We start from the raw sequence: 14500 nt of genomic DNA on the forward strand, positions 1-14500 counted from the left end.
GAAGATGAAGCCGATGTGGTCGCGGCGCAGCTGGGTGAGCTGCTTGTCCTTGAGGCCGACGAGCTCGGTGTCGCCGATGGTGGAGGAGCCGGAGGTGACGGTGTCCAGGCCGGCCATGCAGTGCATGAGGGTGGACTTGCCGGAGCCGGACGGGCCCATGATGGCGGTGAACTCGCCCTGGGGGAACGTGACGCTGACGTTGTCGAGGGCGACGACGCGGGTCTCCCCCTCCCCGTAGACCTTGTTCAGGCTGGTGGCTCGGGCGGCCGCCCGCCCGGTGTGGACGGCGGTTGCGGGGAACGTCACGTGGACTCCTGGGACGGATTAACGGAATGTTTAACTCCGTAACATCATCCCAAGCTGTTCGAACGCGATGTGTATGCCGCGCGGACGGTCGGCCCCCGCCCACCCGGCGGGGTGGCGGGGGCGATCTCCTCCTCAGGTATGACGCCGCTCCCTGAGGGATCTGGTTCCGGCGGGCTACTCGACCGCCACGCCGAAGGCCGCCGCCAGCCCGGCCAGACCGTTCGTCACCGCCCGCCCGGACGGGCTGAACTCCCAGCCGCCGGCGCCCCGGCGGAACGCCCCGAGCAGCATCGCGGTGTCCGGCACCCCGCCGGTCGGTCCCGCCCAGGCGTCCGGACCGCCCGCGCCCGGCCCGTACGCGGCGGCGAGGGCCAGCCCGTGCACGTAGCCGAGCGGCAGCGCCGGGTGCTCCTCCTCCTCGGTGGACACGGCGACCACCACCTCGTCGACGGCGGCCGGCAGCCGGTGCAGGTCCAGCGCCAGCCGGGCCGCCCGGGTCGGCTCGCCCGGCACCGAGCGGGTCGGATGCAGCCGGACGGAACCGTCCGGATCCTGCGGGCTGTTGAAGAACACGAAGTGCTCGTCGCTCAGCACCCGGCCGCCCGCGCACAGGAAGGCGGTGACGTCCAGCTCCACCGCGTCCCCGCCGGCCGTCCGGCTCTGCCAGCTCACCGTGAGGGCGGTCTCGCCCGCCCCCTCGGGACCGCCGTTCGCGGTGGTGGTGGTGGCGGCAGCGGCGGCCCCGGCCTCCCCGGACCCGCCGCCGAGCCGGCCGCGCAGACCCTGCTCGGCGAGCAGGACGACCAGCTCCGGACCGCTCACCAGCGTCAGCGGCTTGCCCTCGATGTAGCTGTACGAGCCGCGGCCGAAGCCCGCGGTGGTGACCAGGATGCCCTTGTTCGCGCCGTGGTGGCGGACGGTGGACTCCAGGTCGCGCACCGCCGTCGGCGGGACGGTCTTCTTGTAGCGCTTCGCCTGGATCACGATCTTGCCGCCGGTCACCGGGTCCAGGTCCTCCGCCACCACGTCCACCCCGACGTCGCCGCTGCGGGCCGTGGTCATCACCCGGAAACCGCGCAGCCGGAACAGCTCGGCGATCAGGTCCTCGAACTCCAGCGGGTCCATCTCGAACAGGTCCGGCTCGTCCTCGCCGCCGTGCCCGGCCAGGCTCCCGCCGACGCTCTCCGGCCGCCGGTCCGGGCGCACCTCGTCCAGCCGCTCCGGGCGCGCCGACAACCGGCCGCCCAGGCCCTGGAAGCATTCCAGCGGATCGACCCGGTCCAGTGCCAGGCCGGCGAAGCCGGCCCGGGTCGCGGTCAGGGTGGACAGGAAGCGCTCGGCCTCCCGGCCGGTCGCCGGGTCGATGCCGAGGACAAAGCCGTTCAGCACCACCGAGTCCAGCAGCCCGTCCCGGTCCGCCCGGAACAGCTCCGCCGCCACCCGCAGCGCCGACTGCGCCAGCACCTGCCGGTACAGCGCCTTGCGCTCCGTCGCCGGGCGGGCCACCTCGGCCTCGCGGTCGTCCGACTTCACGTACCGCACCCGCGCGGCGGCCGGCACCACGTCCGGCCCGGGCAGCTCCCAGTCCACGACCAACTGGCGGCTCCCGGCGTCGAACGCCGCCGCCAGCCGGTGCGGGAAGCCCTCCGGCCAGGCCGCCGAGGCGTACAGGCCCGCGGTGAAGTACTCCTGCACCGCCTCCGGCTCACCCGCCCGCAGCCGGCGCAGCAGCTCCTCGGTCCGCGCGGCCAGCTCCTCCTGCTGCCGGCGGGACTGCTCGGCCCAGGCCCGGTACTCCTGGTGGTACCCGGCCAGCCGCTGCTGCCGGTCCGCCTCCCGGGCCTGGGCGGCGTACCAGTCCTGCTCGAACCGGGCCCGGGCCTGGGCCAGGTACTGCTCGTACTGCTGCCGCACCCCCGGGTTGCGGGCCTGGACCGGGTCCGGCGGCGGCACGAAGTACCGGGCCGAGGACTGGTCCGGCATCGGCACCGGCTCGCCCAGCGGACCCGGATCGAACGGCGGCACCGCCGGCGGCGCCAGCAGGGCCTGCGGGCCGAAGGCCGGCGCGGCCAGCCCGGCGGCCAGCAGCCCCCTCAACTCCTCGACCCGGGCGTCCAGTTCGGCCGTCCGCCTGGCCACCTCCGCCTCCCGCGACTGCTGGTGGGCGCGCAGCGCCTCGCGCTCGTCGCGGGCCGCCGCCTTCTGCGTCTCGCGCTGCTCCCGCTCCCGGCGGCGCAGTTCCGCCGCCTCGGCGCGCCACCGGGCCTCCTCCCGGCGCTGCTGCTGTCGCTGCGCCTCCGCCCAGATCGCCAGCACCCCGCTGCTCCGCCGCCCCGACACCGTCCGTCCACCCCATTCGCCTCGCGCCGACCGGCCGCCGCGGCACCGCCTCCCGGCTGCGCCGCCGACCGCGCCCGCAAGAATAGAACGTGAACACCCCGCCGGGCCAAGCGCCGGTGACCTGCGGGGCTTTCGGGCGGGGCGACGGCGCCGGAGGGCGTGGCGGCCGAGGTGGCGGAAAGCCGACGTGGGCCCGCCCGGCGGTGTGTCGCCGGACAGGCCCACGGTCTCCCGCGCCGTGCTGCCGCAGGGTCAGGAGGAGACGGCGTCGGCCTTCTGGATCGTCGCGCCGAGGTCGCACCAGGTGGTCGAGGTGCCGCCGGACTCGGCGCGGTTGCCGTAGTGGGTGTAGTTGCCGTAGCCCGGCTTGTAACAGACGATCCGGCCGGTGAAGGCCGAGCCGACGCAGCGGATCGAGGCGCCCGCGTGGCCGCCGCTGCCGGTGAAGTAGGACGGTGCGTTGCAGCTCAACGCGGTCGTGGTGGCCGAGGCCGGGCCGGCGGCCAGGAGCAGGCCCGAGGCGGCGAGGGCGAGAGCGCCGGTGGTGGCGGCGGCACGCTGGAGAATGCGCATGGCTGTTCCCTTCCCGAGGGGGTCGTTCGTGGGGGATTCACTGCCGAGGACGCTAGCCGTGTGTTTTGACGGGGTCACGTCGACTGGAGGGTCCGTCGAGCGGGGTTCGAGCGGAGGTCCGGCCGCCGCCCGCCCACCAGGGCCCGGAGACTCCGCGGGAGCGACGGGCCTGTCGGCGGCACCGGGTAGTCTCGACGGCTACCGACGGCAAGGAGAGACGTGACGATCCCCCCGCAGCACCCGGAGCCCCAGGGTCGCCCCGCCGGCTGGATCTCCACCGGCCTGAGCTGGCAGGACGGCCGCGCCCTGCTCGGGGCCGCGTGCGGCGCCCGGGTGCACGAGCGCGCGGTGGCGCCGGGGGCGGAGGTCGGCTGGCTGCTGGGCGGCCCGCGCCGCTGCGTCGGGGCCTGGCTGGCGGGGGCGACGGAGCGCACGCCCTGCCCGCACCACGCGGTGATCGATCCGGCCGGCGGCGCGACCCAGTGCCCGGCGTGCCAGAGCGTGGACCGCGGCCTCGCCCTCGCCCGGGACCAGATCCTCGACGACGGCCGCACCTACCTGCTCTACCTCGCCTGGTTCGGCGAGGGCCTGCTCAAGGTCGGCCTCACCGCCGAGCAGCGCGGCGACAGCCGACTGCTCGAACAGGGCGCGCTGGCCTACGCGTTCACCGCCCGCGGCGCCCTGCCGGCGGTCCGGCGCGCCGAACTCACCGTCGCCGCCTCGGGCCTGGCCCGCGAGCGGTACAAGTCCCGGCTCAAGACCGAGCACTGGTGGTCGCACGGAGACGCCCCGTACCGCCGCACGGTGCTCGGCGAGGCCCGCGTCCGGGCGCACCGGCTGCTGGACGGCCACGCCGTGGAGCTGCTCGCCGACCGCCCGGTGGTCGACCACGTCGAGCGCTACGGCCTGGCCGGCGGCGCCCCGGAGGCGTACCGGGAGATCGTCGGGCTGGCCGACGGCGCGGTCGTCGCGGGCCGGCTCCGCCCGCCGGTGGGCCGGCACCTCTTCCTCGACCAGGCGGACGGCTCCGGCCCGCTGCTGCTGGACACCCGGCTGCTCACCGGCTGGACGCTCGGCCCGGTCACCGGCCGCGGGTCCGAGGGCCTGACCCTGCGCGAGCGACTGCGTCCGCCGGAGCCGGACACCCAGGAGGCACTGTTCTGAGAGCGTTCGCGGAACCGCCCCGACCAGCGTGGTTGCGTAATAAAACCGCAAGGGCCTAGCCTCGGCCTTGCGGTTTTCATTCCGATCGCCCGGGCGGTGAGCGTCGACGGGCCCACGCCCTTCGGCCAGCCAGGCCTCCGCGCGGCGCTCGCCGCCCGGCACTTCCTGCCGCTGTTCGCCGAGGCGTTCCCCCGCGGCCGGATCGTCGAACTGCCCGGCGTCGGCCACTGCAGCCCCGAGGACGCCCCGGACGCCGTCGGCGACCTGGTGCAGCGCTTCCTCGCCGAGACGAAGACGGAGGCGGAGGCGGAGACGAGGGGCGCGGCGTAGACCGGCGCCCGGCACGGCCGGGCGCCGGCGGACGGTCAGCCGCTGAGCAGGGCCAGGAGCTGGTTCGCCAGGCCCAGCGCCGGGGCGGCCGCCTCGCCGAGGCTCTGGGCCACACCGGCCAGCAGCAGCAGGGTGTTGCGCCGGCTCCTCGGCTCCTCGGCGGCCGGGCTGGTCAGCACCGGCAGGGCCTCGGCGAGGCTCTGCCGGTCCGCCTCGTGCAGCCGGCCGTCCCGGGCCAGCTCGGTGACCACGGCGGCGAGCCGGGCGAACAGCGCGGCGACCTCCGGCGGCAGCGCCTGGTCGGCGGCCGGGCCGTTGTTGTGCTGGATGCCGATGTTGTTGCTGCCGCCGTGCATGGTGACCCGGTCGCCGTACTGGACGTCCGGACGCTGGTTGTCGTTCACTTGCTGACTCCCGTGTTTCCCTGGCCGCCGTAGATGTTGACGCTGTCGCCGAACTGGTACTGCCGCAGGTCCACGCTGATGGTTTGGACGACCTGCTGGAACTCGGCCTGCGGGTTCTCGATCGCGCGGGTGATGGTGGCCTGCAGCTCGAACGCCGGCTCCGCGGTGAGCCAGGCCAGCACCGCGGTCGGCGGGCCGGCCGTGTCCACGGCCAGCACGTACAGGTCGGGCCGGCGCAGCACCGGCCAGGTGAAGATCAGGAAGTAGATCGCCACGAGGATCACCGCGACGAGGACCAGCGTGCCGGACCCGGAGTCCGAGGACGAGCTGTCGGCGGCCTGCGCGATCACGAACACGGGCAGGAAGACGACCACGGCGAAGCCGAGCAGCCGCAGGAGCGCGCGGCGCCGGCCGGGCACGATCAGGGAGGTGCCGACCCGGGCCACGTTGGCCAGCGGGTACGCGGCCTGCCCGATCCAGAGGATGCGGTTGGTGACCGCGACGCGGGTGGTGGTCGGGGTGCCGCTGGGACCGCCCGCGAAGGTCGGCGGGGCGGTGGGCGGGGGCGGCCCGAACGGGGCCGGTGTCGGCGGCCCGCCGGGCGGAGGCGGTGGAACGAACGGGAAGGAGCCGGTCTGGCCGGCCCGGGTCGAATCGGTAGGATCGGTCGGCTGCATGGCCATGTCCCCCAATACTGTCTGCAGGGGAGGACAATGTGCCAGCACGGTCCGGGTCTGCACAAGTTCATTGCCGTACCCGGTAACTGACATATCGTCGGTTCGTATGCCCTGGCCCCGCCGACCGCGGCCCGTCAGCTCAGCTTGCCCCGGACCACGCCCGGGCCGGAACGGGCCCGGCGGGACAGCGGCGGGCGGGACGGGCGGACGTCGGCGCGGGCCGGCTGCTCGGCCGCCTCCGCGGCCCGCCCGGCCAGCGCGGCCCGGGCGGCGGCCAGGGCGACCCGGGCGAGCAGCGGGTCCTCCCGGACACCGGCCGCGTGCTTGGCGCTCTGGCAGGCGGTGCACCAGACCGGAGAGGCCGGCCCGTCCGGGTACACCATCTCCTCGGGCGGCAGGTAGTGCCCACCGCACTCGACGCACTCGAAGACGAACCTCATCCGACGATCACCGTCCCGGATCCGTGGCACCGACCGCAGGGCGACCAGAACGTGTGGACGCTGGGCACCATGCTTCCTTCCTCGTCCAGTTCGACCGTTGCCTCGGTCTTCTGGGTCCCCCCGGACCCGCCGCAACCGGAACAGGACTGAACCTCGGGCATATGCCGTCCTTCCGTGGCGGAGCACCACCGTAGCGCGATTCTCCGTCAGGAAGCACCGCCCGCCGGGATCCGCCACCCGTACGGGTAGCGCGAACCACCGCCCGCACGCCCCGCCACACAGCAAGTGTCGGCCCCTGCCTGAGCACCAGAACAGAGGCCGACCGCAGGAGGGGAGTTGTCAGCCGCGGGCGGCCCGCAGGAACTCCCGGTTCATCGCCGCGATGCTGGGCAGCGGGATGCCCTTGGGGCAGGCGGTGGCGCACTCGCCGGTGTTGGTGCAGCCGCCGAAGCCCTCGGCGTCCATGGCCGAGACCATGTTCCGCACCCGGGCGGCCCGTTCGGGCGCGCCCTGCGGCAGCACGTTGAGGTGCACCACCTTGGCGGAAGTGAAGAGCATCGCCGAGCCGTTCGGGCAGGCCGCCACACAGGCGCCGCAGCCGATGCACTCGGCGTGCTCGAAGGCGGTGTCGGCGACCTCCTTGGGGACGGGCGTGGCGTGCGCCTCGGGGGCGCTGCCGGTGGGGGCGGTGATGTAGCCGCCGGAGCCGATGATCCGGTCGAAGGCCGAGCGGTCCACCACCAGGTCCTTGACCACCGGGAAGGCCGCCGCCCGCCAGGGCTCGACGTCGATGGTGTCGCCGTCCTGGAAGTGCCGCATGTGCAGCTGGCAGGTGGTGGTGCGCTCGGGGCCGTGCGCCCGGCCGTTGATGACCATGCCGCAGGCGCCGCAGATGCCCTCGCGGCAGTCGTGGTCGAAGGCGACGGGCTGGTCGCCGCGAGTGATCAGTTCTTCGTTGAGGGTGTCCAGCATCTCCAGGAAGGACATGTCCGGGCTGATCCCGCTGACCTGGTAGGTGGTCATCGAGCCGGGTGCGTCCGGGCCGGCCTGGCGCCAGATGCGCAGGGTGAGGTTCACGCGTAGCTCCGCTGGGTGGGGTGGACGTGCTCGAAGTCGAGTTCCTCGCGGTGGAGGACGGGTGCCGCGCCGGTGGCGGTGAACTCCCAGGCGGCGGCGTAGGAGAAGTCCTCGTCGCGGCGGGCGGCCTCGCCGTCCGGGGTCTGGCTCTCGGTGCGGAAGTGGCCGCCGCAGGATTCGGCGCGGTGCAGTGCGTCCAGGCACATCAGTTCGGCCAGTTCGAAGTAGTCGACGAGCCGGTTGGCCTTCTCCAGCGACTGGTTGAGCTCCTGCCCGGTGCCGGGCACCTTGATCCGGCGCCAGAACTCCTCGCGCAGCCGCGGGATCCGCTCCAGCGCCCGCCGCAGTCCGGCCTCGTCGCGGGCCATCCCGCACTCGTTCCAGAGCAGTTCGCCGAGTTCGCGGTGGAAGGAGTCCGGGGTGCGGTCGCCGTTCACCGCGAGGATCAGGTTGAGCCGGTCCTCGACCTCGGCCTCCACCTCGGCGAGCACCGGGTGGTCGGCGGGCACGGCCGGCAGCGGGTGGCGGGCCAGGTAGTCGTTGATGGTCGGCGGCAGCACGAAGTAGCCGTCGGCCAGGCCCTGCATCAGGGCGCTGGCGCCGAGCCGGTTGGCGCCGTGGTCGGAGAAGTTGGCCTCCCCGATCGCGAACAGGCCGGGGACGGTGGTCTGCAGGTCGTAGTCGACCCAGAGCCCGCCCATCGTGTAGTGGATCGCCGGGTAGATCCGCATCGGCACCCGGTACGGGTCCTCGGCGGTGATCCGCTCGTACATCTCGAAGAGGTTGCCGTACCTGGCCTCGACGGCGTCCCGGCCCAGCCGGCGGATCGCGTCGGCGAAGTCCAGGTAGACGCCCTGGCCGCCGGGGCCGACACCGCGGCCCTCGTCGCAGACGTTCTTGGCGGCCCGGGAGGCGATGTCGCGGGGCACCAGGTTGCCGAACGACGGGTAGATCCGCTCCAGGTAGTAGTCCCGCTCCTCCTCGGGGATCTCGGCCGGCGGCCGGGTGTCGCCCTGCGCCTTGGGCACCCAGATCCGGCCGTCGTTGCGCAGCGACTCGCTCATCAGGGTGAGCTTGGACTGGTGGTCGCCGGAGCGCGGGATGCAGGTCGGGTGGATCTGGGTGAAGCACGGGTTGGCGAAGTACGCGCCGCGCCGGTGCGCCCGCCAGATCGCGGTGGTGTTGGAGTTCTTGGCGTTGGTGGAGAGGTAGAACACGTTGCCGTAGCCGCCGCTGGCGAGCACCACGGCGTCCGCGGTGTAGCTGCGGATCTCGCCGGTGACGAGGTCGCGGGCGACGATGCCGCGGGCCCGGCCGTCGACCACCAGCAGGTCGAGCATCTCGGTGCGCGGGTGCAGTTCCACGTTCCCGGCGGCGATCTGCCGGGAGAGCGCCTGGTAGGCGCCGAGCAGCAGCTGCTGGCCGGTCTGGCCGCGGGCGTAGAAGGTCCGGGAGACCTGCACGCCGCCGAAGGACCGGGTGTCGAGCAGGCCGCCGTACTCGCGGGCGAAGGGCACGCCCTGGGCCACGCACTGGTCGATGATCTCCACCGACACCTGGGCCAGCCGGTGCACGTTGGACTCGCGGGCGCGGAAGTCGCCGCCCTTGACGGTGTCGTAGAACAGCCGGCGGATGGAGTCGCCGTCGTTGCGGTAGTTCTTGGCCGCGTTGATGCCGCCCTGGGCGGCGATCGAGTGGGCGCGCCTGGGGGAGTCCTGGAAGCAGAACTGGACGACGTGGTAGCCCTGTTCGGCCAGGGTGGCGCCGGCCGCGCCGCCGGCCAGGCCGGTGCCGACCACGATCACGGTGTGCTTGCGCCGGTTGGCCGGGTTGACCAGCTTGGCGTCGAACCGCCGCTGGTCCCAGCGCTGTTCGATCGGGCCGGCCGGGGCCCTGGTGTCGGCGACCGGTTCGCCGAGGGTGTACTCCAGGTAGCTCATGTCACCACTGCTCGCTTCACCACTGCTCACTTCACGACTGCTCACTTCACGACTCCGGTCATCACGGCCACGGGGACGGACAGGAACCCGGCCGTCAGCACCAGGGCCAGGCCGTTCGCGATCAGCTTGAGCGCCCGGTCGCGGCGGGCGTTGTTGGCGCCGAGGGTCTGCGCGGCGCTCCAGAACCCGTGCCGGATGTGCAGGCCGACGGCCAGCATCGCGACGACGTAGAACACGTCGACGTACCAGCGGCCGAAGGAGGCCACGATGTTCTGGTACGGGTGGCCGTGCTCGGCGGCCGGGTTCACGGTCAGCGTGGTGAGGTCCAGGACGTGCCAGACGATGAACAGCGCCAGGATCACCCCGCCCCAGCGCATGGTCCTGGTCGCGTAGCTCGCCCGGCGGCGCTTGTGCACGTACCGGCTCGGGCGGGCCGCGAGGTCGCGGCGGCTGAGCTGGTACGCGGAGACGCCGTGCAGCACCACGGCGGCCAGCAGGCCGGCCCGGGCGATCCACAGGAACCACTCGTGGCCCAGGAAGGGCTGCCCGATGGTGCGCAGCCAGGCCGCGTAGCCGTTGATGTCGTCCGGGCCGAAGAACACCTTGAGGTTCCCCAGCATGTGTGCGACCAGGTACAGCAGCATGGCCAGTCCGGTGACGGCCATGACCGCCTTCTTGCCGACGGTCGACCGCCACAGGGTCGCCAGGGTGGACGGGTGCCGGGCCGTCCGAGTCGCGGTTGTCATGGCTGCAACGGTAGGGACGGTGGGTCGGGTGCGTCCAAGACATGATGCGGCTGGTGACGATAGGCACTGGCTATCGATGCGGCCTATCCTGGCCCTGTGCAGCTCCAGCAACTCCGCTACTTCCTGGCCGTCGCCGAGACCCGGCACTTCACCCGGGCCGCCGAGGCGGCGCACGTCGCCCAGCCGTCGCTCTCGCAACAGATCCGTTCGCTGGAGCGGGAGTTGGGCGCCGAACTGTTCCACCGCACCCGGGGCAACATCGCGCTGACCGACGCCGGGGACGCCCTCCTGCCGCTGGCCCGGCGCATCCTCGCGGACACCGAGAGCGCCCGGCTGGCCGTGCAGGAGACGGTCCAGCTGCGCCGCGGCCGGGTCCGGCTGGGCGCGCCGCCGAGCCTGTGCACCAGCCTGGTGCCGGACGTGCTGCGGGTCTTCCGGGACCGTTACCCGGGGGTGACGCTGGTGGTCCGGGAGGGCGGCTCGCGCGATCTGGTCGGCTGGCTGGCGGCGGGGGAACTGGACCTCGCGCTGATCATCACCCGGCCGGGCGGGGAGCAGGAGCCCGCGCTGTCGGTCACCGAACTGCTGCACGAGGAACTGGTGCTGGTCGCCGCCGAGGGGCGGGCCCGGCGCAAGGTCCGGGTGACGGAGCTGAAGGACCGGCCGCTGGTGATGTTCCGGGAGGGCTACGACGTCCGGGAGGCGACCCTGGCGGCCTGCCGGGCGGCCGGGTTCGAGCCGCGGTTCGCGGTGGAGGGCGGCGAGATGGACGCGGTGCTGGGCTTCGTCCGGGCCGGGCTCGGCCCCGCCGTCGTCCCCGGGATGGTGGCCGCCCGCTCCGGCCTCGCGGTGACCGCGTTCGCCGGGCCCGGCCTCGGCCGCACCATCGCCGTCGCGCACGGCCACGAGGTGCCGCCCACCCGCGCGGCGGAGGCCCTGCGGGAGACCCTGCTGGCGCACCTGCGCGACGCCGCACGCGACGGCGAACTGCCGCCGGGCACCCGGCTGTTGCTGCCCTGAGCCCTGCCGCGAGCCGGCGGACGGGGAGCGGGCGTCCCGCGAGCCGGCGTCCCGCGAGCATCGGATCCGGCGGGCGACGGGCCCGCTACGCGGCGGGCGGGGTTCCGCCCGAGCGCAGCGTGAGCAGAGTGATCTCGCTCGGGGCGAAGACCCGGAAGGGCGGGCCCCAGAAGCCGGTGCCGCGGCTGGTGTAGAGCTGGGTCCGCTCCCCGTGCCGGCTCAGGCCGTGCACCACCGGCTGATCGATGCGGACGAGGAAGTTGAACGGCCAGATCTGGCCGCCGTGGGTGTGCCCGGAGACCTGCAGGTCGATGCCGGCGGCAGCGGCCTGCGGGACGTACTTGGGCTGGTGGGCGACGAGCAGGACCGGCAGGGCCGGGTCCGCCCCCGCCAGTGCGCCGAGCAGGTTCGCGCGGTGTCCCGCCAGGCCGGAGGACTCCGCGGTCACATCGTCCACGCCGGCGAGCACGAGGGCGTCCCCGCCGCGCTCCACCACCACGTGGCGGTTGTGCAGCGGCTCCCAGCCCAGGTCCGCCATCCGGTCCAGCCAGCCCTGGGCCTCGCTGCCGTACTCGTGGTTCCCCGTGACGTAGACCCTGGCCAGCCGCGACCGGATCGTCCCGAGCGGCGCGGACTGCTCCCGGCGCTGGGCGGGGGTGCCGTCGGCGATGTCGCCGGCGTGGACCACGACGTCCGCGTCGAGCGCGTTGACCGCCTCGGTGACCCGCGCCGACCAGTGCGCCCGGTCGATCGGCCCGTAGTGGGTGTCGGCCAGCACCACGACCCGGGTCCCGTCCAGGCCGGCGCCGAGCCGCGGGACGTGCACGTCCACCCGCTTCACCCGGGGCACGCGCATCGCCTCGTGGTGCCCCCAGCCCAGCAGCCCGGCCGAGACCACGGCGACGGCCACGGCCACCGCCCTGGCCCGGTCGGTGCCGCCGACGTCGAGCCCGACGAGCACCAGGTCCACCGCGCCGCCCAGCACCGACCAGGTGAACAGCACCCAGATCATCCCGAGGCTGGTGTCCGCGACGCGGGCGGCCCGGTCGCTGCGCCGCCGCCCGTGGCCCGCGACCATCAGGAAGGGGAAGGAGACCAGCCAGCCGGCGAGGACGACCGTGCCGGCCAGGAAGACCGGGAACGGCCAGTCGGCGCCGGAGGCGAACAGCGTCCACCAGGGCGGGAGGCACAGCAGGACGAGGACGAGCACGAGGACCGTCAGCCGCCGGACCAGGGAACGCCGGCGCCGCGCACCCCCGCCCGGGGGCTCCGTGCCCGCCGCGGGCCGGGGAGCGGCCACGACGGTCTCCGGGCCCTCGCGGTCCGCCGACCGGTGTCCCGACTCCAACTCCATGGATTCGCCTGCTGTCACCGCGTTGCCCTCACATCCGCTGCCGTGCCCTCGCTCCCATCATCCGGCAGACCGTTGCCGCCGGGCCCGCCCGGGGGCCGCCCCCGTCATCCGGTTCGTGCGCCACGGCGCCGGTCCGTGAACTCGGGCCCGGGCCCGGGGCTCAGCCGCCGCCGTAGGTGGACTGGGTGACCGCGAAGACGTTGCGTCCGCCCGTGGTCTCCTGCAGCGACCACAGCAGGTCGGGCTCGGTGGCGTCCTCCCAGTACGAGAGGCTCTCGCCGCCGCCCACCCAGGCGAAGGTCGAGGGGCCGGCGGTCGGGGTCCAGTAGTAGAGCTTCTTCTGCCCCGAGGAGTTGAACCACCAGCGGCCGTTGTGGGAGGCCACGCCGTTGAGGTTGTACCAGGGCAGTTGGAGGGCCTGGCCGGCGGTCGTCGTCGCGGCGAACGTCGTCGCCCCGGAGGCGAAGGGGAAGCGGACGGCCCGCGGCGGGCGGTTGGGGTAGTCGACGCAGTTCGCCTGGCAGGTGTACTCCGTCATCACGATCGACTTGCTGACCCGGTCGAGGGAGATCGACGACCACACCAGTTTGGCTCCGGTGGCGGCCTGCGCGGTGACCGTGCCGATCTGGGGCAGCACGTACGCGTAGTTGTGGGCGTAGTAGACGGAGCCGGACTGGCGGCCGATCTGGTCGGCGGTGCCGCCGGTGTCGGTGTTGAGGATCTTGCGCATGTCGAAGACGCGCATGCCGCGGCCGGTGTCGGCGACGTAGAGGTAGTCGCCGTACCAGGAGACGCCGCCGGCGTGGATCGGGATGTCCTTGAAGTCCGGTGCGGCCGCGGTTCCGGTCGGCTCCACCAGGAGGATCTTGCGGTACTTGTTGGGGTAGGTGGCGTCCCAGTCGGCCAGGGTGATCCGGCTGCGCTGCTGGGCGCCGTCGCAGCCGTCCTTGGTGTACCAGCTCACCAGTACGAGCTGGTGGCCGTCGTAGTTGCCGCTGTTCGCCGTCCCCACGGCGTCCCGGCTCGTGGTGATGCCCTGGGGGAAGCTCTGGCAGTCGGAGTTGTCGCCGTCGTCGAACCGGAAGCCGGTGGAGAGGCCGGCCACGGAGAAGGACGCGGGGAGCGGCTGCCGGTCGTGGTTCGCGTTCTCCATCACCGTGTGGACGGCGGAGGCCCCCAGCGTCGTGGCGAGCGCCGAGTTGAGCGTGTCGTACTGGTGGTAGTCCGAGGTGAGGGTGTAGTCGGACGCGGTCAGGGCCGTCGGCGCCGCAGCGGCCGCCGCCGGCGAGGCACTCGCGATCGTGCCGGTGACGAGCAGGCCGGCCGCGAGCAGCGCGCGTGCCGCTGTTCTGACTTGACGGAACATCAAGGTGAGCCCTCCGTGCGCAATGGATCAACAGGGCCACACACGGTAGGGGTGCGTTGAGCATGTCCGCAACACCCGGCGGAGGCCGGTGCGGACCCCGGGTGCGCGCACGGCGAAGGCCCGGGGCTGCGGGCCCCGGGCCTTCATGGTGCGCGCGGTCAGGCCGGCAGTGCGGCCTCGATGGCAGTGATCAGCTCCGGCGCCTCCGGGTCGACCGGGGGGCGCAGGCGGGCGACGACGGTGCCGTCCGGGGAGATCAGGAACTTCTCGAAGTTCCAGGAGACGTCCCCGGCCTGGCCGTCGGCGTCGGCGACCTCGGTGAGCTTGGCGTACAGCGGGTGGCGGTCCTCGCCGTTGACGTCGATCTTCTCGAACAGCGGGAAGGTCACGCCGTAGGTGGTGGAGCAGAAGGTGCGGATCTCCTCGGCGCTGCCCGGCTCCTGCCCGGCGAACTGGTTGCAGGGGAAGCCCAGCACGGTGAACCCGCGCCCGGCGTACCGCTGCTGGAGCCGCTCCAGGCCCTCGTACTGCGGGGTCAGGCCGCACCGGGAGGCGACGTTGACGATGAGCAGCGCCTTGCCCTTGTGGTCGGCCAGCGAGGTGGGCGCGCCGTCGAGGGTGCGCAGCGGGATGTCGTACAGGCTCACGGGAGTGGTCCTTTCGGGGAGTCGTCGGGCCGGGCCTCTTCCGGGGCCACGGTAGCGGCCGTGACCTGATCAACCGCGGTCGGCGTGCCGGTGTTCCGGGCGCGGGGGCGCGTGGG

15 protein-coding genes are annotated in these 14500 nt (G+C 73.6%); 3 read left to right on the forward strand and 12 right to left on the reverse strand.

Annotated elements, in window-relative coordinates:
- The 3 genes from ACFVVA_RS39140 to ACFVVA_RS39150 all read right to left on the reverse strand — a co-directional run.
- Positions 1 to 306: ATP-binding cassette domain-containing protein (locus ACFVVA_RS39140; protein ID WP_359913838.1), on the reverse strand; the 306-nt coding region annotated here is incomplete at its 3' end.
- Between the two features lie 174 nt (positions 307 to 480).
- Positions 481 to 2622, reverse strand: coding sequence for a restriction endonuclease (locus ACFVVA_RS39145; RefSeq protein WP_387695460.1), 2142 nt, complete (start codon positions 2620 to 2622; stop codon positions 481 to 483).
- Between the two features lie 276 nt (positions 2623 to 2898).
- The gene (locus ACFVVA_RS39150; RefSeq protein WP_359913833.1) at positions 2899 to 3219 is read right to left on the reverse strand and encodes a hypothetical protein; all 321 of its coding nucleotides are present in this window, start codon (positions 3217 to 3219) and stop codon (positions 2899 to 2901) included.
- Between the two features lie 219 nt (positions 3220 to 3438).
- Between ACFVVA_RS39150 and ACFVVA_RS39155 the strand changes: the two genes are divergently transcribed.
- Both ACFVVA_RS39155 and ACFVVA_RS39160 read left to right on the forward strand, forming a co-directional pair.
- Positions 3439 to 4383 carry a DUF2797 domain-containing protein gene (locus ACFVVA_RS39155; RefSeq protein ID WP_387695461.1) on the forward strand — a complete coding sequence of 315 codons (945 nt, stop codon included), beginning with the start codon at positions 3439 to 3441 and terminating at the stop codon, positions 4381 to 4383.
- 96 nt (positions 4384 to 4479) lie between these two features.
- A complete protein-coding gene (locus ACFVVA_RS39160; protein WP_387695462.1) occupies positions 4480 to 4713 on the forward strand; it encodes an alpha/beta fold hydrolase in 234 nt (77 codons plus the stop codon).
- A gap of 35 nt (positions 4714 to 4748) precedes the next feature.
- On the opposite strand, the gene ACFVVA_RS39165 is transcribed toward ACFVVA_RS39160, so the two are convergent.
- The 6 genes from ACFVVA_RS39165 to ACFVVA_RS39190 form a co-directional block, all read right to left on the reverse strand.
- Complete coding sequence (locus ACFVVA_RS39165; RefSeq protein WP_387695463.1) at positions 4749 to 5117, reverse strand: hypothetical protein; 369 nt, start codon at positions 5115 to 5117, stop codon at positions 4749 to 4751.
- On the reverse strand, positions 5114 to 5800 hold the full coding sequence (locus ACFVVA_RS39170) for a DUF6232 family protein (RefSeq protein ID WP_387695464.1): 687 nt from the start codon (positions 5798 to 5800) through the stop codon (positions 5114 to 5116). Before ACFVVA_RS39170 ends, ACFVVA_RS39165 begins: the two co-directional genes overlap by 4 nt.
- Positions 5801 to 5928: 128 nt before the next feature.
- Complete coding sequence (locus ACFVVA_RS39175; RefSeq protein ID WP_387695465.1) at positions 5929 to 6234, reverse strand: hypothetical protein; 306 nt, start codon at positions 6232 to 6234, stop codon at positions 5929 to 5931.
- Positions 6235 to 6573: 339 nt separating this feature from the next.
- Positions 6574 to 7311 carry a succinate dehydrogenase/fumarate reductase iron-sulfur subunit gene (locus ACFVVA_RS39180; protein ID WP_359913819.1) on the reverse strand — a complete coding sequence of 246 codons (738 nt, stop codon included), beginning with the start codon at positions 7309 to 7311 and terminating at the stop codon, positions 6574 to 6576.
- The gene (locus tag ACFVVA_RS39185; RefSeq protein WP_387695495.1) at positions 7308 to 9251 is read right to left on the reverse strand and encodes a fumarate reductase/succinate dehydrogenase flavoprotein subunit; all 1944 of its coding nucleotides are present in this window, start codon (positions 9249 to 9251) and stop codon (positions 7308 to 7310) included. The genes ACFVVA_RS39180 and ACFVVA_RS39185 overlap by 4 nt, the downstream gene beginning before the upstream one ends.
- 41 nt (positions 9252 to 9292) lie before the next feature.
- Positions 9293 to 9997 (reverse strand): succinate dehydrogenase cytochrome b subunit, encoded by a 705-nt coding sequence (locus tag ACFVVA_RS39190; protein ID WP_380354559.1) that lies wholly within the window; start codon positions 9995 to 9997, stop codon positions 9293 to 9295.
- 96 nt (positions 9998 to 10093) lie between these two features.
- On the opposite strand from ACFVVA_RS39190, the gene ACFVVA_RS39195 reads away from it, so the two are divergent.
- Positions 10094 to 11017, forward strand: coding sequence for a LysR family transcriptional regulator (locus tag ACFVVA_RS39195; RefSeq protein ID WP_387695466.1), 924 nt, complete (start codon positions 10094 to 10096; stop codon positions 11015 to 11017).
- A gap of 85 nt (positions 11018 to 11102) precedes the next feature.
- Here the strand turns inward: ACFVVA_RS39195 and ACFVVA_RS39200 are convergent, their stop codons facing one another.
- The 3 genes from ACFVVA_RS39200 to ACFVVA_RS39210 form a co-directional block, all read right to left on the reverse strand.
- Positions 11103 to 12371: a metallophosphoesterase gene (locus tag ACFVVA_RS39200; protein ID WP_387695467.1), complete on the reverse strand. Its 1269-nt coding sequence runs from the start codon at positions 12369 to 12371 to the stop codon at positions 11103 to 11105.
- A 160-nt stretch (positions 12372 to 12531) separates the two neighbouring features.
- Positions 12532 to 13737, reverse strand: coding sequence for a hypothetical protein (locus tag ACFVVA_RS39205; protein ID WP_387695468.1), 1206 nt, complete (start codon positions 13735 to 13737; stop codon positions 12532 to 12534).
- A gap of 158 nt (positions 13738 to 13895) precedes the next feature.
- A complete protein-coding gene (locus ACFVVA_RS39210; RefSeq protein ID WP_387695470.1) occupies positions 13896 to 14384 on the reverse strand; it encodes a glutathione peroxidase in 489 nt (162 codons plus the stop codon).
- Positions 14385 to 14500 lie beyond the last annotated feature (116 nt).

It is taken from the genome of Kitasatospora sp. NPDC058048 (assembly GCF_042885555.1).
In the GTDB taxonomy this organism is placed as follows: Bacteria; Actinomycetota; Actinomycetes; order Streptomycetales; family Streptomycetaceae; genus Kitasatospora; species Kitasatospora lactacystinica.

Coding starts and splice junctions, on each gene's coding strand:
- ACFVVA_RS39170 (WP_387695464.1), bottom strand. CDS start 5,800: ATGGCCATGCAGCCGACCGATCCTACCGATTCGACCCGGGCCGGCCAG.
- ACFVVA_RS39150 (WP_359913833.1), bottom strand. CDS start 3,219: ATGCGCATTCTCCAGCGTGCCGCCGCCACCACCGGCGCTCTCGCCCTC.
- ACFVVA_RS39200 (WP_387695467.1), bottom strand. CDS start 12,371: ATGGAGTTGGAGTCGGGACACCGGTCGGCGGACCGCGAGGGCCCGGAG.
- ACFVVA_RS39185 (WP_387695495.1), bottom strand. CDS start 9,251: ATGAGCTACCTGGAGTACACCCTCGGCGAACCGGTCGCCGACACCAGG.
- ACFVVA_RS39190 (WP_380354559.1), bottom strand. CDS start 9,997: ATGACAACCGCGACTCGGACGGCCCGGCACCCGTCCACCCTGGCGACC.
- ACFVVA_RS39205 (WP_387695468.1), bottom strand. CDS start 13,737: ATGTTCCGTCAAGTCAGAACAGCGGCACGCGCGCTGCTCGCGGCCGGC.
- ACFVVA_RS39175 (WP_387695465.1), bottom strand. CDS start 6,234: ATGAGGTTCGTCTTCGAGTGCGTCGAGTGCGGTGGGCACTACCTGCCG.